The 18080-nt window shown below is 57.4% G+C and carries 18 protein-coding genes; 6 read left to right on the plus strand and 12 right to left on the minus strand.

All coding sequences use genetic code 11. The annotated features are described in order from the left end of the window. Positions 1–93: 93 nt before the first annotated feature. The 8 genes from SE86_RS05675 to eno all read right to left on the minus strand — a co-directional run bounded on the left by SE86_RS05675 (position 94) and on the right by eno (position 6237). On the minus strand, positions 94–363 hold the full coding sequence (locus tag SE86_RS05675) for a hypothetical protein (protein WP_117354648.1): 270 nt from the start codon (positions 361–363) through the stop codon (positions 94–96). 105 nt (positions 364–468) lie between these two features. Beyond that, complete coding sequence (locus tag SE86_RS05680) at positions 469–693, minus strand: CDGSH iron-sulfur domain-containing protein (protein ID WP_117354649.1); 225 nt, start codon at positions 691–693, stop codon at positions 469–471. 74 nt (positions 694–767) lie between these two features. Further along, positions 768–1514, minus strand: a complete 747-nt coding sequence (locus SE86_RS05685) for a substrate-binding domain-containing protein (protein ID WP_117354650.1) — start codon at positions 1512–1514, stop codon at positions 768–770. Between the two features lie 57 nt (positions 1515–1571). Further along, complete coding sequence (locus SE86_RS05690) at positions 1572–1961, minus strand: M67 family metallopeptidase (RefSeq protein ID WP_117354651.1); 390 nt, start codon at positions 1959–1961, stop codon at positions 1572–1574. Then, positions 1958–2467 (minus strand): metallophosphoesterase, encoded by a 510-nt coding sequence (locus SE86_RS05695; RefSeq protein ID WP_117354652.1) that lies wholly within the window; start codon positions 2465–2467, stop codon positions 1958–1960. Before SE86_RS05695 ends, SE86_RS05690 begins: the two co-directional genes overlap by 4 nt. Before the next feature lie 42 nt (positions 2468–2509). Then, entirely contained in the window at positions 2510–3643 is a 1134-nt protein-coding gene (locus tag SE86_RS05700) for a site-2 protease family protein (protein ID WP_117354653.1), read from the minus strand. After that, positions 3640–4884, minus strand: a complete 1245-nt coding sequence (gene ahcY, locus SE86_RS05705) for an adenosylhomocysteinase (protein ID WP_117354654.1) — start codon at positions 4882–4884, stop codon at positions 3640–3642. Before ahcY ends, SE86_RS05700 begins: the two co-directional genes overlap by 4 nt. Positions 4885–4944: 60 nt before the next feature. After that, on the minus strand, positions 4945–6237 hold the full coding sequence (gene eno / locus SE86_RS05710) for a phosphopyruvate hydratase (protein WP_117354655.1): 1293 nt from the start codon (positions 6235–6237) through the stop codon (positions 4945–4947). A 213-nt stretch (positions 6238–6450) separates the two neighbouring features. On the opposite strand from eno, the gene SE86_RS05715 reads away from it, so the two are divergent. Then, on the plus strand, positions 6451–6780 hold the full coding sequence (locus tag SE86_RS05715; protein ID WP_117354656.1) for a chromatin protein Cren7: 330 nt from the start codon (positions 6451–6453) through the stop codon (positions 6778–6780). 164 nt (positions 6781–6944) lie between these two features. Continuing rightward, positions 6945–7289: a divalent-cation tolerance protein CutA gene (cutA, locus tag SE86_RS05720; RefSeq protein WP_211096517.1), complete on the plus strand. Its 345-nt coding sequence runs from the start codon at positions 6945–6947 to the stop codon at positions 7287–7289. 288 nt (positions 7290–7577) lie between these two features. Here the strand turns inward: cutA and SE86_RS05725 are convergent, their stop codons facing one another. Next, on the minus strand, positions 7578–8153 hold the full coding sequence (locus SE86_RS05725; RefSeq protein ID WP_117354657.1) for a hypothetical protein: 576 nt from the start codon (positions 8151–8153) through the stop codon (positions 7578–7580). A 146-nt stretch (positions 8154–8299) separates the two neighbouring features. On the opposite strand from SE86_RS05725, the gene SE86_RS05730 reads away from it, so the two are divergent. Together SE86_RS05730 and SE86_RS05735 are read left to right on the plus strand one after the other, a co-directional pair. After that, on the plus strand, positions 8300–9517 hold the full coding sequence (locus tag SE86_RS05730) for a pyridoxal phosphate-dependent aminotransferase (RefSeq protein ID WP_117354658.1): 1218 nt from the start codon (positions 8300–8302) through the stop codon (positions 9515–9517). A gap of 486 nt (positions 9518–10003) precedes the next feature. Continuing rightward, positions 10004–11080, plus strand: a complete 1077-nt coding sequence (locus SE86_RS05735) for an FAD-binding oxidoreductase (RefSeq protein WP_158543140.1) — start codon at positions 10004–10006, stop codon at positions 11078–11080. A 38-nt stretch (positions 11081–11118) separates the two neighbouring features. On the opposite strand, the gene SE86_RS05740 is transcribed toward SE86_RS05735, so the two are convergent. The 3 genes from SE86_RS05740 to rtcA all read right to left on the minus strand — a co-directional run bounded on the left by SE86_RS05740 (position 11119) and on the right by rtcA (position 16186). Then, positions 11119–11931, minus strand: a complete 813-nt coding sequence (locus SE86_RS05740) for an SAM-dependent chlorinase/fluorinase (RefSeq protein WP_117354660.1) — start codon at positions 11929–11931, stop codon at positions 11119–11121. Between the two features lie 86 nt (positions 11932–12017). Continuing rightward, positions 12018–14966 carry a glycoside hydrolase family 57 protein gene (locus SE86_RS05745; RefSeq protein ID WP_158543141.1) on the minus strand — a complete coding sequence of 983 codons (2949 nt, stop codon included), beginning with the start codon at positions 14964–14966 and terminating at the stop codon, positions 12018–12020. A gap of 161 nt (positions 14967–15127) precedes the next feature. Continuing rightward, complete coding sequence (gene rtcA / locus SE86_RS05750; protein ID WP_117354662.1) at positions 15128–16186, minus strand: RNA 3'-terminal phosphate cyclase; 1059 nt, start codon at positions 16184–16186, stop codon at positions 15128–15130. 145 nt (positions 16187–16331) lie between these two features. Here rtcA and SE86_RS05755 point away from each other — a divergent pair, with 145 nt between their 5' ends. Further along, positions 16332–17213: a hypothetical protein gene (locus SE86_RS05755; protein WP_117354663.1), complete on the plus strand. Its 882-nt coding sequence runs from the start codon at positions 16332–16334 to the stop codon at positions 17211–17213. Between the two features lie 217 nt (positions 17214–17430). Further along, complete coding sequence (locus SE86_RS05760) at positions 17431–18021, plus strand: DUF981 domain-containing protein (RefSeq protein ID WP_211096518.1); 591 nt, start codon at positions 17431–17433, stop codon at positions 18019–18021. Positions 18022–18080 lie beyond the last annotated feature (59 nt).

Genomic DNA, 18080 nt, shown 5'->3' on the forward strand with positions numbered 1-18080 from the left:
GATGATGTTATTAGGACGCCGATAGGTGAGGACCCACTGCAGCACTGAGGGCTCGGCTGGCCTCGCGTTGCCCTTGAGGTATGGCGCTGCCAATTACACATAACCCACCTGCTGAGGCTGTTGCGCAGGGGCATGCCACCCGACAGCTTCCATGTTGTGGCTCTTGGCGAATCCCAGCAGCTCGTCCAGGTCCTCCATAAGCTGCGACTTGTATGCGCTCAGCACCAAGTACTCGACCCTGGAGTCCTCATCGTCTTTGCCCCTCAGCTCCTGGAGCCTGGCGTCGACGGTGCCCACCTCGTCCAGTATGTGCGCCACCTCGTCCCTGAGGAGCCTCTCCACGTGCGCGTCTATTACCTCCAACACGGACACCACAGCAATATCGCTCAAGGAGGCTTATACCCAATTACGGCAAGTAATACAAAAAACTATCATTTGCGTTCTATCTGAATGTAAAATGTTGTTATTTCATTTGCCTGGCTCCTCTGGGTAGTAGCTTATGAGCTCGACTCTTGTGCCGTCAGGCTTATACACGTATATCTTGCCTGGCTCCTCGTTAAGGGTCAGCTTATGATGGCCGTCACAGTATGGCTTGTTCTGGGAGAGGCCGCAGGCACACAAGTGGAGCTCCTTTCCATTATCAAGCTTTACAATGTAGGGGTGATTCCTCTCATGAAGCACTATCCTTGCCATTTTCGCTCACAGCTTGTAGGGAGGTTTATTAGTTAAAAAGACTTTTTAATATAGAACCCATCTGGGCCCCTTTATCAACTTCCTATCCACTTAAAGCCGTAGGCCTCATAGGCTGCCTTGAGCTCATCCCCTGAGCTCACGAGGACCCTGTACGCTTCCCTGGCCCCCTCACTGGCACCGGCGAGAAGCGCGAAGGCCAGCCTTCCCCTGAGCTCCGGCTGTGGCACCACGTAGTTGAAGCCCCAGTACTTGGCCTCGGATATCCACATAACGCCGGCGTCAACAGCGTTGCCGTAAAGCATCGGCGGTATCTCCCTGTGATGAACCCTTGTTATAAAGGAGCGCGATGCCAAGTATTCGTAAGATCCGCAGGAGCCCTGTATGACGTCCCTGACCTGGGCCCCTATGCCCTCCGTTATGGGGTTAGGTATGGCAAGCCTTGGAATCTCCTTGATGTCACACCATGAGCTGACGCTTGGCCTAGCTTCCCTGTAGGCCAACACTATAGTGTCCTCAACGTAATCGTACCTCTCCTCAACCTGCAGGCCGTCCAGGAGGGCTGGGGGCAACGACACTACCTGAGGCCTGGCAGAGAAGGTAAGCGTCCCCACCCTCAGCGGGGCTCCGAGCGCCCTCTGCCTCACTATTCCAGGCGGTATCGTCTCTACGTAAGCCCTTATGCCGTTCCTCAGTAGGATGTCAATGATCTTGTTGACTAGGAACCACTGGTTGCCAGCGAAAGACATGGAGACGCCGTCAGTATAGCCATGTATGTCGGAGAGAGAGTCATAAGGAGGCAGCGTGAGTTCCACGGCCTCCATGGTTGGTCATAGGTGTCCTGTGACCTTTTAGCAAAAGAGCTTTCGCTTATACTCTAGCTAAACTACTTCAAGCGTCACCTCCTCAGGCAGGCCGCTGGATAAAACCCATGCCCTTACACTGCTCCTTGAAGCTATTATCCACGGTAGCGGCCATAGTCTCATGCCCTCTAGGTCCATCTGACTCGGCGCCGCGTCCCCGTCTGGATGAGTGTGGTAAAGTGCTACAACGTCTATGTGAAGGTTCTCGGCGGCTTTGTAGGCCGCCACTATGTCGAGAGGGTTGGCCAGGAACTCAACCGGCGACCTGAGCAGGTTCTCAGCAGGCATGAGCGCTATTATCCTGTTGCCGATGCCTAGGCACAGGCCGCTCTCCTCCTGGAGACCCCTAGCTAGCCTTAGTAGGTGCTCAAGGAGCCCCCTGCCTATTATAAGCTCCTGAGGGCTCAGCTCAACCTCACCAGCTTGGCAGCCATAGTATCTGTGTCCACGAGGGCCATCGTTGGGCCGCCCAGGAAGGAAGCCAGCGGGCCCGGGTTTAGGATCAGCACCCCCTTCACGTACGTGAGCTCGGCCTGGTGGGTGTGGCCGTAGAGGACAGCGTCGTACCTGCCTGACTCGGCGAGAGCATGAGCTATCTCAACGGTCCCCTCAGCCGGCCCGTGGCCGTGCATCAGGAGCAGCCTCCTCCCCCCAGCGCTTATGACTCTCGGCCACCTGCCTATGTTACCGTCCATCGACCTGGCCACCTCACCCAGCATCTCGAACTCCCCGTCATTGTTGCCAAAGACGGCCTCAACCCTCGCGCCGGCCTGGCCAAGCTCCTTAAGGGTGAACGGCGATATTATGTCGCCGAGGTGTATTATCATCTTCACACCAAGGGACTTAGCCCTGAAGGCTGCCAGCCTGACAGAGTTGACGTCATCGTGTGAGTCACTAACAACGGCGACTAACAAGGCGCTGCCCCTACCGGAGGACGCTGCTGGCCCTTATTTCGCTCACGGCAGCCTCACCGGGGCTAACGTTATGAGGCTCAGTATGAGTAGCAGCGTCGCCAGCTCCACGGCCGCTGATGCGTCACGGCCTGCCTTGCCCGCGAGGCCGGTAAGCGCGTCCCTGAGCATCTGTCCCCCGTCGCTCTCTATGCCAAAGCCTGGCAGCGGGAAGGCGAAGGGGGCGGCGTTTATCAGGGCCAGGCCCATGTTAACTACGTATAGGGCCGTTGTGAGCTCGACCAGCCACCCCATTTTATAGACAGGCGTCACCTCAATGCCCAGGTGGCTGACGCCAACAGGCTTGAAGACGGCAATAGACCTCTCGACGCCCCTGTACAGGACCGTTAGCGTCACGTTGACGGCAGTGGCGTTGTTCTCAGCCCCAACGGACTTAAGCACCTGAAGGCCCTGCGTCAGGGTCCTCACGGGGATTCCGTCTATAGCTGCTATCTTCATGCCAGGGACCAGGCCGGCCGCGTAGGCCGGGCTGTTAGGGCTCACGGACACTATGGTCATGCCAGAGGCCAGCAATGGTGTCACTGCTGCAAGCACATAACCGAAGAGGAAGCCAAGAGCCACATTAGATGCTATGCCGGCCGCGTATATCATAACCCTTGACCTCAGCGGGGCCGACTTCAGAAGCCCCTCCTCTGGCTCCACGAAGGCCGCTGGCACGAAGGCCATCAACAGGAAGCCTGCGTCCTTGACCGGGACCCCAAGGGCCCTCGAGACTACAGCGTGAGAGAGCTCGTGAACTACTACCGCGACCCCTATAGCTATGAGTATGAACATGAACTCGCCTAAGCTGACGGTGACGCCAGGTATAATTGGGACGAAGCCCTCCTGTGCCGCCTGGCTGGAGCCAACCACGTACCTCTGAAGAAAGAGGGTGCCGCTGACAAAGTAGAAGTATGCCATTGCGAAGGCCGCTGCCGCCAAAGAGGCGACGCCGTAGACCTTTGCAAGCTTTGCCTTAGCCCCAGGCGGCAGGGGGCCTCTGGCGTAGCCCAGCCTGTAGATCAGTAGGAACGGGTAGAGCGTCAGCCCCTTGACGCTCCTGCGCCTCAGTAAAATGTAGACGAGAAGCCAAGCAGCTATGAAGGCCGTGGCTGCAGCCGTGAGGCCTAAGTAGCTCATCTCCAGCTCCTCAGGTACTTCACCTGCTCCGGCGTGAGTTCATCTATATTTATGTCCATAGTCCTCAGCTTGAGCCTGGCGACCTCCTGGTCCTGCTCAAGCGGCACGTCATAGACCTTCGGCTGCAGTCTGCCCCTGTTGTTAACGTGGTAGAGCACCGCCAGCGCCTGGTTGGCAAAGCTCATATCCATGACCTCGCTCGGGTGACCCTCGGCGGCGACCAGGTTGACAAGGCGGCCCTCCGCAAGCAAATAGACCCTCCTGCCGTTTGTGAGCGTGTACTCCACCGTGTTGGGCCTTATCTCCCTCTTTGACTTAGCTATGGACTCAAGGTCCTGCACGCTCACCTCGACGTTGAAGTGGCCGGCGTTTGCAAGAATGGCGCCGTCCTTCATGACAAGTATGTGCTCCCTCCTCACCACGTTTATGTCGCCCGTGGCAGTTATGAATACGTCACCTATGGGCGCGGCCTCGGCCATACTCATAACGTCGAAGCCGTCCATCAGCGCCTCGAGGGCCCTGATGGGGTCAACCTCAGTGACTATGACCCTGGCTCCCATGCCTCTGGCCCTCATTGCTATGCCCCTCCCCACCCAGCCGTAGCCCGCCACCACGACCCTCTTGCCTGCCAGGAGCACGTTGGTGGCCCTCAGTATGCCGTCTATGGTGCTCTGCCCCGTCCCGTACCTGTTGTCGAAGAGGTACTTGGTGAGGGCGTTGTTGACCGCTACAACAGGGTAGAGGAGCCTGCCGCTGGCCTCAAGGGCCTTCAGCCTTATGACCCCGGTGGTAGTCTCCTCGTTGCCACCTATCACATTTTTGCCGACGCTCGGCATCTCCTCGTGTATGGTCACGTGCAAGTCAGCCCCGTCGTCTACCACTATGTCTGGCGAGGCCCTGGCGGCGTCGCGTATTGCGCCAAAGTACTCCTGCTCGTTCATGCCCCTCCAGGCCTTAACCGTTACTCCCCCCTCTGCAATCGCCGCCGCCACGTCGTCCTGGGTGGACAGGGGGTTGCTCGGGGCAAGGAATATCTCCGCCCCCCATGCCCTTAAGGTCTCTATCAGGACGGCGGTCTCCTTGGTCACATGAAGCGCCGCGGAGATCCTGTAGCCCTTTAATGGCCTGGAGTCCTGGTACTTCTTCCTCAGCTCCATGAGGACAGGCATGTGGGCCTCGGCCCACTCTATCTTAAGCCTCCCCTCCTTTGAAAGCGAGAGGTCCTTGACCTTAGCCTCCACTGAGCTTCCCCCGCAGGAAAAGCTGCCTCACGTTAAAATATGCGCGGGGGCCGCAACCGCTCAGCGGGTGAACGGCTCCTTACCAGCGTAGACTGCCAGCGGGCCGAGGGAGTCTTCTATCTCCAGGAGCCTGTTGTACTTGGCCAGCCTCTCGCTCCTCGCTGGGGCCCCTGTCTTTATGAGTCCCGCCCCGACTGCCACGGCCAGGTCAGCTATGAATGGGTCCTCCGTGTCGCCGCTCCTGTGGCTTATCACTGGCCTTACGCCGGCGTTCCTGGCCATCCTCACATAGTCCAGGGTCTCGGTCAGCGTGCCCACCTGGTTCACCTTGACCAGGGCCCCGTTGGTTGCCTTAGCCTCTATGCCCCTCTTCAGGTACTTGACGTTAGTGGCGTAGAGGTCATCGCCAACTATGAGGACCCTCGAGCCAAGCTTAGCCGTTATCTCTGTGAAGTGCTGAAGGTCGTCCTCATGGAACGGGTCCTCGAGGTAAGCTATGCTGAACTCGTCAACTAGCTGGGAGTAGAGCTCCAGCAGCTCCCCGGGCTCGTATAGCTTGCCGTCGACCCTGTAAGCCTTCTTCTCAGGATCGTAGAACTCAGAGGAGGCGGCGTCAAGGCCTAGGAGGAAGTCAGAGCCCAGCTCGTAGCCGGCTGACTTTATAGCTGCCCTGAGGGCCTCAAGGGCCTCCCTGACCTCCTTCATAGGCGGGGCGTAGCCGCCCTCGTCACCCACGTTGGTTGAAGTCTTGCCATACTTGTCCGTCAGGTAGGACTTGAGCGACTTGTAGACCTCAACTGCCATCCTCATGGCCTCTGCAAACGAGGCGGCGCCAGCGGGTATCATTATAAACTCCTGGAACGCCAGGTCATTGCCAGCGTGGACGCCGCCGTTTATCACGTTCATGAGCGGCGTCGGAAGCACCTTGGCCCCAGGGCCACCCAGGTACTCGTAGAGCTCAACGCCAGAGGAAGCGGCCGCAGCCTTCGCCACTGCTATGCTTGTGGCAGTGGTCACGTTGCCCCCGAGCCTCGACTTGTTGGGGGTGCCGTCAATCTCTATCATAACGCCGTCTATAAGGGCCTGCCTCCTTGAGTCAAGCCCTATGAGCCTTGGGGAGAGCAGCGTGTTGACATTTGAGAGCGCCTGTCCAACCCCCATGCCGCCCCAGCCCCTGCCCCCGTCCCTCTTCTCAATGGCCTCCTTGGTGCTCTTGCTGGCCCCGCTGGGCGCTATCCCAACCCCGACGCCACCCTTTGTCTTCACTATCACCTTAACAGTTGGGTTGCCCCTGGAGTCAAGCGCCAGGACGCCGTGAACATATGATATTATAAAGTCCTCATCCCCTGCCACGCCTCTCACCGCAGTAAGGGGAAACCGGTGACATTAAAAATAACGAGGCCTTATACCTAGGCTAAGTTAATGTGACATCGTAAACGTGAAGACTTTCACAGTTTGGTCTTCCAGGGCGCCAAGGACTATTAATTGGTTGAAGACTTGCAGGGAGGCCTCCCGAGAGCATCAGGTATTTTAGCATGCTGTCCACAGGAGAGGCTGGGACGAGACTTGCCAAGGAAGTCAAAGGATAAGTCGAACGATCCCTTCACGTGCCCCGTGTGCGGTGTCAGGGTGTCGGCTCCAGAGAGGACGTGGACCCTGGTCTCCCCGATACCCGATAGGGAGGGAAGAGTAACGATAACTATCATGGGGGCCTTTAGGTGCCCCAACGGTCACACCTGGAAGGCTGTCATAAAGAAGTTCAAGAGCGGCGAGGAAGCCCAGGGTGAGGTGGAGCAGCCAGCCGAGAAGGAGGAGGGCGAGGTCATAACACTTGACATTTCCGACATCCAGAACTTCAACGATGAGGAACCACGCGACGAGGAAGAGGAGGGCTGAGCCAGCGGTCTGCTGTCCTTTTCCGACGTTCAAGTAACCCTTTCCTTCAAGTCAGGCCCTCGCTGAGCGCCATCAAAACTCTTGCATGTGATTACGTTGAAATTGATCTGTTCGGGTATCAACAACACTTATAACTTATTAAGGCGAAGGAGGCTGCACTGGCGGTGGTCGTACTGGCCACGCTATTAGTCCTGGTGACAGCCCCGAAGGGTGATGGAAATAGGATAGCTTCCGAGCTGCTAAAGGAGAGGGTCGCAGCCTGCGTTAACGTTGTAAGCGGCGTTCGTAGCTCTTATTGGTGGGAGAACAGGATAGAGGAGGCCGACGAGGACCTGCTTCTCATAAAGACCGCCGAGGCCGTCTACCCAAGGCTTGAGGAAGTCATAAGAAGGGTGCACCCTTACAAGGTCCCTGAGGTGCTTGCGCTGAGGGTTGAGAGGGGCCTGGCAGAATACATTTCCTGGGTTGAAGGCTCAGTTTCGCCGAGGTCCCAGGAATCCAAGGCTTGAGCTAAGTCTCCTGTGACCTTATAGCTATCAAAGCGCCAAACCATAAACGACTAGGCCGGCACGGGGGCAACGGTGACCGCATGTCAAGGAGAGGCCTGCAGCTGGTGGAAGCTACAATAGTCGACCACGTTGCAAGGATAGCGAGCGGCCTCGAGAGCCCTGACAGCGTTGACCTTAGCATGCTGTCTGGCCACTACACGGAGGCCGTGAGGCTCGTGGGGCTCAGGCTCAGGAAGGTTAAGGATGGAGTCCTCGTGTGTGCCCTCTGCGACGAGCGCAGGGGCACGTTCACTCCTCGGGGGTATTACTTTCATCTTGTTCGCTCTCACTACCCTGAGATTCTTGATCTTGTGAGACGGGAGGCCTCAAGGATAGCAGGAGCCTCGAGAGCCTCGGGCCCCTTATGACCCTCACGCCGTCCTCCAGCTGAAGGACCACGTACTCTACGTCATCTTCAGCCTTCAGCGGGCCGTCGAAGACGTACGTGTCTGGGGGCGCGTCGTACCACTCAAGCGAGCTCAGGTTAAGCCTGGCCATGCCCTCGGACTGAACAGAGGACAGAGTGCCTGTCCTTATGACCGCAAGCCTAAGGAGCTTCTTGGGCGTGTGACTAAGTTGCCTGGTGGCGGTCCTGTCCCTGACGCCCTCCCCTATTACATACTTGGTCTCAGGCGACTCGCCAGTTATTATGGCGAAGTCCCCCTTCCTCTCCCTCATAAGCCTTTCAGCCTCGCTGAGCATTGCATCTAGCACGGGCCCCTTGACGTCCATTACATCATCAGCCACTGGATTCATGACCTCAAGCTCTACAGGTCCTATGGTCAGCGTCCTCCTCTTGAACCACCTCACCTGGAGCTTTGTCATTGGTCTCCCTCGCTAATTAGTGGCTTCAAAGTATTTAATAGGTATCAGCGTGCTTTTACAACTGTTAAATACATCAGTTATTCCTTTCTGTATCTTCATCCCTTATAATTTCTAACAGTACTAATTTATAAATGGTGTCCAGGGCTATGTCGAACGAGCCCCCAGCGCTTGGGCTTAAGCAGGAGATGTACATAATAAAGGGCGAGAGCGCCTTCACCTACCTCCCCATAATCAGGGAGCTCGAGACCAGGGGCGTTAAAGTCATAAGCTTTGGCATAGGCCAGCCTGACTTTCCAACGCCTGCCCACATAAGGGAGGCCGCCAAGGACGCCCTTGACCAGGGCTTCACCGGCTACACGGAGACAGCGGGCATACCTGAGCTCAGGGAGGCCATAGCTGACTACCTGAACAGCAGGTACGGCTCTGACGTCAAGCCTGATGAGATCATAGTGACCACTGGGACCAAGACTGCCATATTCATGGCTGGCGCGGCCTACCTGAGGCCAGGCGACGAGGCCATAGTTATAGAGCCGGCCTACTACGCCTACTCCCAGATAACCAAGTTCTTTGGAGCAAAGCCTAAGGTCGTCACCATGGACTTTGAGCCTGGGAAGGGCTTCAGCCTGGACCTCGGCAAGGTTGAGGACGCCGTAACTGATAGGACAAGGCTCCTCTTCCTCAACAACCCTAACAACCCGACAGGCCTTGTCCTGGGTCGTAAGCAGGTCGAGGAGCTGATGGACGTCGCTGCCAGGAAGGGAGTTGTGGTCGTAGCTGACGAGATTTACGATAACTTCGTATATGATGGTGACTTCGGGAGCACTATAAGTCACGCGGGCTGGAGGGACAACCTGATCTACATAAATGGCTTCTCCAAGACCTTCTCAATGACCGGCTGGAGGCTTGGCTACATAGTGGCCAGACGTGAGGTCGTCAACAGAATGCTGGACCTCGCCGTGTCAGTGTACAGCTGCGCCACCAGCATAGCCCAGAAGGCCGGCGTAGCCGCCCTGAGGGGCGACTGGTCGCCCGTGAGGTCAATGATAGACGAGTTTAAGAGGAGGAGGGATGCAATCTACAGCCTCCTTAAGGACGTCCCCGGCTTCGAGGCCTATAAGCCCCAGGGAGCCTTCTACATGTTCCCCAGGGTCTCAGGCCTTCTCAAGGCCGCTGGATTTAACACCACAGAGGAGCTCGTCAACAAGCTCCTCTACGAGAAGGGAGTTCTCGTGCTACCTGGAAACACCTTCTCCGAGAGCATGGGCAGGAACTTCGTTAGATTCAGCTTCGCCACGTCGCTTGATAACATAGTTGAGGGCGTGAAGAGGATAGCGGAGTTTGCAGATAAAGTCATGAGGAGGTAGGATCACCCCAGCTATATTAAGGGGCTGTTTCTCTATTGACTAAAAGCCAGAAATTCTTATTATTTAGCTTTATGGGGGCTAAGGGGGCGAAAGTCCCCTCCGTGAGGTGGGGGTGGATAGCCCCCATAGAAAAGTTCTTATATCAAAAGAAATAGACATGTGCAGGCCTCTGGCTGTAAGGGCTGAGGCCGCGCCCTCGGGACTGGGGAACTTACGCCTGCGGAGGGCGGCCCTCCGTAACCCCTCTTCCGCGCGGGCGCCACAGGGCGGCTCCGCCCGATGGAGCCTCCGCTGTGGGTGAGGGGATCGAGGCCGCCCTGGGAGGCAGGAAGTCATCACCGCGAGGTGGGGGTGCCCCGCCCGTGAGGGCGGGGCAGTTCACCTACAACGGACCCTCTGAGGTCTTACAAGTGGCTGTTAAGATCGAAGCCCTTCTTAAGAAACGTTAATAACCCCATGAGGGCCTTAGATCTCATAGGTGCGACGTTGCATAGACGAGGCAAGGCCGCAGTTATCGGCGGCGGCCTCTCAGGTCTCTGGCTCTCTTATGAGCTCGCCCGAAGGGGCTACAGTGTAACCCTCTACGAAGCTAACTCCATAGGCTACGGGGCCTCGTCAAGGGCCGCCGGGATAATCTCGCTGCAGCTACCGGCCTTTCTGCTGAAGTACGCCGCGGACGGCTTCAGGGCCTACCTTGAAGCCGGCCTGGAGCGAGTGGTGAGGAGCCTCTGGATCCCTAGACAGGACGAGCTGCACTGCATAAAGTGCATCACCTCGTTCCTCAGCTCCGAGGGTATATATGCCGAGCTCATGAAGTTGGAGGAGGTAAGCGAGAAGCTCAGCGGCCTGGCCGGCGATGGTGACGAGCCGGTAGTAATGATGGATCAGGGCATGGCAAGCCCAGGCGACGCCATAAATTTCCTTATAAGGGCTCTCTCAATGATGGACTTTAGCGTAAAGTATGGCCCTGTCTTGAGGAAGGGCAATAGGCTCCTCCACGAGGGCCTCCCGATAGAGGCTGACCTGACGTTCGTGGCCGCCGGCCCCTGGACCCCGCTGCTGGTGAACGTCAATGGCAACCTTAAGATCTACAGGTGCGCCGCCCACAGCGTGAAGGGGGACGTCCCTGACATCATAGTTGAGGATGACATAAATGGCTTCTACATTGTCCCTGAGTCGAGAGACCAGGCGATAATAGGGGGGTGGGACTCCGAGCTCACGAGGCCGGAGGACGGCTTTAGGTTGAGCAGCCCCGAGGCCTACGAGGTGTTAGAGCTTGTTGCGACGAGGCTTCCAAGAGCTGAGAGCTTCTACCCAGTCTCGTCGTGGGCCGCCCCCTGCGTCTCCGGCGCTGACGGGCTGCCAGTAGTTGGCAAGCTTGATGAGGTCTACGTCCTCACAGGCCTTAATGGGGCAGGCCTCACACTGTCCCCAGGACTCTCAAGGCTGCTTGTTGACATAGCAGAGGGGATAGCCAAGGAGGACGAGAGGCTGTCGCCGTCAAGGCTCCTCAAGGGAAGGCTAAGCGGGCCCGAGGAGCCCTTTGACAGGCTGTGCGATTAACACGGATTAAAAATTCTAATTTATTAATTATAAAGAGCCTACGGCGAGAGCGTCACTTCATCGCCGATGCTGACCTTCAGCTGCTGTGAGGCGTTGCCCTGGTTTATTGCAAGCTCCATAAACCCAAAGCTGTTTATGTAGATTACAGCGTCGCCAGGCTTGACGTCGCCAAAGGTCCTTCCAACGTTAAACGCGTACTGGGCCCCCCTGACGGTCACCGTGACCCTGCCCCTCGGAAGCCTGTAGTCCCTCTGAGTGAGGCCAAGGGCCACGTTGCCGAAGCCGTCTATGTAAACGACCCTAGTGCGCGTGAGGCCGTTCAAGCGAGCGGCATACCTGAGCCTAAGCGACGTGAGTGACCTTATGTCAGCAGGGGAGGCAAACTTGACGGGATCAACGCCTTTAGCTATGAGGGCTGCGGCCGGCGCGAAGACGTCCCTGCCGTGAAACGTGTACGAGAGCGGCGCGTAGGAGAAGGCCCTAATGCCGGCCAGCGAGCGGACCCTGGAGTAGTCTATGGCGTACATTTCCCTTATGCCGTCCTCAGCAGCAGCCTCATATATGACGCCGTTGTCAGGGGCTACAAAGTAGTAGTTGTTGGTCCTCACAACGACAGCCCTCCTCCTGGTGCCCACGCCGGGGTCTACCACTACCATTATGACGGAGCCCTGGGGGAGCCACCTGTAGGAGGAGTATGTTATGTAGCTGCCAGCTAATATTGAGAACTTAGGCACCTTGTTATCTATCCTCACGACGCTCACGGAGGGGTCTATTGACTTAATGATGGACTCCACAATGCCGTCGTAGACAGAGTCCCCAAAGTCAGTTATGAGACCAATAAGCCCAGGCAGTCCAGGTCACCTGTGTAGCTCACGCGAAGAAGAGCATTAATACTGTCATCTTGTAAAATTTAAAATAAAAACATTAAAACAAATAATTAGACTCTGAGGTACCCTATGGTAACGGCGATTATAATTGCGACTATCACTAGCGCAACAATAGCCCACACGTAGTAGCTACTGGGGGCGCTATGGCTGCTTGAGGTGTTCTGGAGTGTGCTCGTTGCGCTGTTAGCAATGTGCACAAGACTTGGGTTGAAGGTCAGCTGGTTTGCCTCAAAGGTCGACGAACCTATCAGTAGACCATAACTGCTCACAGGCACGACATAGCTGCCCAGCTGCGAGACGTTGAGCGGAGCGTAGAGGTAAACCGTGACCTGTGACCCTGGTTTCACGTAAATGTCATTCACAACAGCTATGTCAACGCCCGGGCGCAGGGTGACCTCGGCACTAGCGTTGGCTGTGCCATTGTCTACTACCACTATAACGTGAACTGGCACGCGGAGTGGGAGGCCTAGGCTGTCGTTAATGAAAACAGCCGCAGTGTTGTTACCTGGGTGCGAGACGATGCCGCTTGGAACTATGAGCGACATCTGGAACCTCACGTAGCCCACTATGGCGCTGTCATAGACTATGGGCTGCGCAGAGAACCACTGCGGCCCGTTGTTGGGCGGCCCCGCCTGCCACGTCCAGTCGCTGCCCTCGCTGACGTAGAGCCAGTTCCACATGGTGTAGTACATGTAGAGTGGGTTGGCCTCAGGGGCGCCGTTCACAGTAACGTATGCCGGCATACCCGTCATGGCCTCAAAGGCAGCTACGCTGGCGTTAGGGGCGTGGGCAAAGGAGAGGGGGACTATTGGCGATATAGGCATGCCGAGCAGGTTAGAGAAAGCCACCAGGTACTCCCTGGCTAGGCTCACGTTGTCCCATATGCGGACCTTCCCCACGTAGCCGTTGTTCCAGTTGTTGAGGTTCGTTGCCCAGCTCTCCTCCGGCAGGTTTGTGAGCACGGCAGCCACAGGGTGAGTGGCTATGGCCTGGTTCACCGTCTGGGTGACGAGCCAGCCCTCGCCCTCAGCCTCCGAAAGCGCCTGGTAGATGGCGTAGAGGTCCTCTCCTGAGAGCGGCATCGGGTTGAATATTATCGGATTCTCGCCGTCAAGGGCAATTACAACTACGGCATCTGGGTGCTCAATGTAAACCTTGGCCAGGTAATCTATGAGCTCCTGCTGTGTCAGTTGAGGTGACTGGCTGAAGAAGAGGAAGCCGAACATGTTAGAGAGGTTAGTGTCCCTGAACAGCACGTAGATCCTCTGGCCGATGGAGTTCTGGACAACATAGACGCCGTAGGGCCCGTTGCTAAGGTTACCTGAGACAACGGTGAGTGCAGGGGCCATCTGGACGAAGGCCTGGTAGTCAAGGACAGTCTCATTTATGCCCGCGTCAGCGTAGAGCCACAGCAGGCCCATGTTGAAGGCCATCTCTGGGGTCCAGACGCCGTTGGCGTTGACACCAAACATGTACTTAGTCATGTTCTTGCCCATGAGGAGCTGGGCCAGTAGGTCTGACTGCCAGCCGTTGTCATACTCTATTGCCATGAGCGGGTGGTAGAACGGGACAGTGAGGACCTGAAGTCTGCCCTCCTGGACGAGCTTCCTGTAGAGGGCTATGGTCTCCTTAGTGGCGTTTATGTCATGGGTCACGTTCACGCCTGTCGTTAGGAAGGTCGGGCTGCTCTGGTGCAGGAACGCCTCCCACTGGTACAGGAGAACTGGCGTGAAGTCTATGGTCACGTTCAGGTTGGGGAATTCGTTAAGGAGCATGGCCTGGAGCTCGTAGGCGCCGACCAGCTGCCCGTTCCACTCCATGTCCTGGCCTGTGTGTATTTGCACCCACGGCTGGCCCCAGGTTCCGTTTGGCTCGAGGTAGAGGGGCTGGTGCATGTTCCAGACTATGACGACGCTCACGGGCTTCCTGTTTGTTGTATTGAGGATTATGAGCTGAGGCAGCGAGGTGTTCTGCCAGAGGCCCGACGCGCCCACGAGGAAGTAAACGTTATAGAACCCCATGGAGAAGTTAGCCGGGAACTCTATCGATATGTTTGAGTAGCCGGAGGGTATTGTCAGCGTTGAGTTATAGACTGTCTTGGTGCCGACCACCAGGGCTACATCATAACTGGCCGAGGACCCCTCGTTCTGGACAGTCACGTTGACCCCCACTTGCTGGCCTACAAGGTAAACTAGCTGGCTGTAGTGGACTGCGACAACGTGGACAGTTGTGTAGACGTCCTGTATGGCGAAGTTGGCGCTCGAGCTCACGTTGCTGTTGTGTATCCACCAGCCCGTAGTGTTGTCGTGGTAGACCCACTGCACCCACTGTCCAGGCGTGAAGGGCCCTATAATTGCTGTGTAGTTGCCCCAGAGCGGGTTATACTGCATAACGCTGATGTTGTTGCCCGACCCTCCAGCCGTCGTATGCCAGGGCAGGCCGGTCTGGGGGCCCGTGGTGAGGCCCCACCAGAGCAACATTGTGTCAGGGGGCCTGCCTATTGCTGTTATAACTATTGAGCCGTTGGGAAGCACCCAGGCCTTAGTGTAGCCTATTACGTTCATGGGAGGGTTGATTATCACGTTCCAGTTCCAGAACGCGTGGTTGTCGTAGTTTATCCACTGGCTCCCGTTGACGTTGAAGACGTAGGCCACCCAGGTGCCATTCTTGAAGGGCCCTATGGTCGCCTCAAAGGCGCCTGTGGAGCTGCTGTACGTCATAGGCGTCTCCATGTTGCCCGAGGTGCCATTTGTCGTGTACCACGGCCCCTGCGGGTAAGGCTCTACGCCCCACCACAGGAGAACCTTTGATGAAGGCGGGACGCCGTAGAGGTAGACCGTTAGGTAGCCCGTCGACGTAACCGTGAAGTTCGAGTAGACCTCCGGGCTGCCCTGGGCCTTAGCCCTCAGCGGCGCCAAGATGCCTGTCAGGGGCGCAAGGACCGCTATTAATATTAGAAGCAGCAAAAGAGTCGAGGATGCCCCTTTTGAGATCCTCACGCTTTCACCTCGGGTGCAAGGGTTACGTTAGCTATATATAAAGACTATAAGCAATGCCGCTTCGGGCGCACTACTAAGTCTTTTGTAGGACGATGCCTGGCCTCTGACCTACCTCCCAGCCCGGAAGAGGCAAGAGTTTCCCTTCTAGGGCAGGTGAAGCCCTAAAGGAGCGAGGCCCCCTTGATCCTGGCAGTAAATGGCTTGTTAAGGTCCCCCGAGAGGCTTATTGACGCCTCAGGAAGCACAGTCCTTAGCACATCAATGACAGTCCTGGCGTGAAGGGTCAGCGAGGCTCCTCCGAGCTCGCTGGTCCCGCCTGCAAGAGCGGCGTAGATTAACAGCATGTCTGAGGCGTGTCTATCTAGCGCCATGCCTGTTGAGAGGTCCTCCAGCAGCGACCTCGCGGCCTCCCTTCCTACCTCCTCGGCCGGCTTCCCCCTCTCGCCCAGCGCGTCGCCGCCTAGGACAGAGCTCTCCGTCACGGCCCACACTAGTATGCCGCTCCCAGGCCCCAGGTGGGGGTCTTTAGCGCTCTCGTAACTCTCAGTCATTATGTTCACTGGCGACCCCAGCCTTTTCAGGAGCTCAGCTGCGGCCGACGCCTGCCTCTGGGCGACGTGAGCCGGCAGCCTGACGCAGTGACTAAGGCCCTCCACCCTGATGACCTTCCCAGAACTCACGAGGCTGACGGGCCTCAGGGGGCCCTCCTTCCTAAGCGTGACCACCACCTCACCCCCTCCCCTTGGGTAGTGCCCCCTCCTCAGCAGCCTGATGTCAAGGCTTATGTTGAACTTGGCCAGGAGCGGCGCCAGGACGAACCTGTAGTAGTCTATGGGCGGGGCCTTAGGCACGTCAGTCCCTCCCCTGACCCTAGCTGTGGCCTCGCCGGCCGCAGCCATGACAGGCATTATTGCCTGAAGGAGCAGCGTGACGCTGCCAGCTGTGCCTATGTCGAAGAAGTAGCTGCCGCCTGTAGGCCTCCCAGGATAGAACGTGACCTCCGTGGAGCCCAGGCTCAGCCCCTCCACCTTACCCCTTGAGATCTCAGCTACGGCCTTGACTGAGGTCATGTGCTGGCGCTGAAGCCCAGGCCTCTGCCTCTTGACCCTTATGTTATAGACCTTCACGGGCCTTTCAAGGACTGCTGCCACCGCTAAGGCCGTCCTGAGGACCTGGCCTCCCCCTTCGCCGACGCTCCCGTCGACCTCTATGACGTTCAACTCGCTCACCTAGGGGAAGCCTCTCGGTAAGCGTAGATAAGGCCCTTAAAGGCTCCTCACCTAAGTTAAAGGTCATAGGGGACCTGCAAACGCGCGCTGACTTAAGCCTATTACGAACCTCAGCCAATAAGGGCAGGGGACCCCGTTGAAGGTGCTAGTAGCTGGCCTGACGCCAAGGGACACAGGTAAGACTACGCTGGCGGCCAGCCTTGTAGCTCAGCTGATAAGGGAGGGGTTCACGGTGGCGCCCTCAAAGCCCCTCGGCGCAACCGACCTCTGGGGCTCGCCTAGGGCGCTCGCGTACACGCGCAGCCTTCACATACTGGCGACTGGGGACGGGTACACGCTCTTCAAGGCAGCTGGGGAGAGGCTGCCCCTTGAGGTCGTGAACCCTGTCGGGGCGCTCCTCGTACCGACGCCGAGGTCCCTGTACTCGAGCAGGACGGCTTATGAGATGTCGCTGGCCCAGCCCCACGGCAGGGCTGCGCTCATCCGGGTAACCTCATGCGTCAGCAGCAGCGCCAGCGTCCACATGGTTAACGTTGACGCGCTCTCAAAGACCTCTAAGCTCGTCGAGAACGAAGTACAGGACATAGTTGCCTACCTCTCCCCTCCGCCCGTGCAGGTGGACGAGCGCGTTGCAACGGGCATATTCACGGGCTCGGCCAGCGAGGCGGCTGACAGCTGCATACTCCTCGAGGAGAGGTCAAGCGACGTAGTGGTTATAGAGTCTAATAGCGACGTGGCCGCGCCCACGCCTGCGTCCGCCGCGCCGGACCTGGTTGTACTGGTGTCGCCCGGGGAGGCCTACATAGTTGACGGCAGGAGGTACAGGAACGCCATGGAGGTCCTGATGCTCAGCGGGAAGCCGTGGGTCTCTAAAGCATCGGAGCTCTTCGACCTGACGGGCTCCATGAGCCGGGTGGAGCTGCCTATACTGGAGGACCCTGAGGAGGGCTATGGGCCTGAGGTAACGGAGCCTATAGTTGACGCGATTAAGAGCAATGCAGCCGCCAAGAGCGCCTGAGCCGCTTTATGTAAGGGCGCGAGCACTAATAGCCCTCGCAACATATGGAGAAGGGCGCGCTTGTTCGAACTAGCACGGCATCCAATCCTTAGGCTAAACTATGTAGCGATATACAGCGTATCAGCGCGCTTAAAGTTCGTAGCGCGCTTGCCAATTCTCTACAAATAGAAAGTTTAAATAGTTCTGCTCTCTTATAATAGAAAAGTGGGAAGGAGCTATGTTGTTCATGGACATACTTGACATACAGCTCCAGGTGCTGGCCTGGGGTCTCCTGGCCGGCGCCGCCTGGGTCCTGCTGAAGTATGGGATGCCGAGAGGGGAGACGGAGAAGCTTGACAAGGGCTTCGGCTACGCCTTCTTCACGATAGGCCTCTACGCCTTCGTAACCGGCCTCTGGGCGACCTTCGTGTGGCCGCTGCCCAGCAGCTACAATATTGTGCTCTCCGACCCCTACGCGCTCTTTGGCATAGCCTACCTGGCCCTCGGCCTCGCCCTGATCTACGGGGCAGGCCTTGAGGGCATCATGTACATGATAGCATTCCTCTCGCTGTCGGTCTTCATCTACGGCGCTGACATTTATCACTACGGCATGACTAGCGAGCCCGCCGCAGCGGCAGCAATGTACATAATAATCGCCCTGGCAGCCCTCCTGAGCCCCTTGCTGGCCTACAGGAGGACCTCCAGGTGGTTCGCCTACATTGAGGTAGTGCTCCTCATACTAGGGGCCCTCCTAGCGGCCTACATTGGGGCCTCGGCAACTTTCGAGCACACTGCTGACTGGATGAAGTGGGTGCCCTTCTACGGATGAGCGCGTTTGCGCCAAACCTTATCTTAGACTTTTTAAAACTTCTTTTTTCGTCTAAGGTG

The sequence above is a fragment of the Acidilobus sp. 7A genome (assembly GCF_003431325.1).
Lineage (GTDB): Archaea > Thermoproteota > Thermoprotei_A > Sulfolobales > Acidilobaceae > Acidilobus.

Coding starts and splice junctions, on each gene's coding strand:
- SE86_RS05680 (WP_117354649.1), bottom strand. CDS start 693: ATGGCAAGGATAGTGCTTCATGAGAGGAATCACCCCTACATTGTAAAG.
- SE86_RS05725 (WP_117354657.1), bottom strand. CDS start 8,153: ATGACAAAGCTCCAGGTGAGGTGGTTCAAGAGGAGGACGCTGACCATA.
- SE86_RS05700 (WP_117354653.1), bottom strand. CDS start 3,643: ATGAGCTACTTAGGCCTCACGGCTGCAGCCACGGCCTTCATAGCTGCT.
- SE86_RS05760 (WP_211096518.1), top strand. CDS start 17,431: ATGTTGTTCATGGACATACTTGACATACAGCTCCAGGTGCTGGCCTGG.
- SE86_RS05730 (WP_117354658.1), top strand. CDS start 8,300: ATGTCGAACGAGCCCCCAGCGCTTGGGCTTAAGCAGGAGATGTACATA.
- SE86_RS05685 (WP_117354650.1), bottom strand. CDS start 1,514: ATGGAGGCCGTGGAACTCACGCTGCCTCCTTATGACTCTCTCTCCGAC.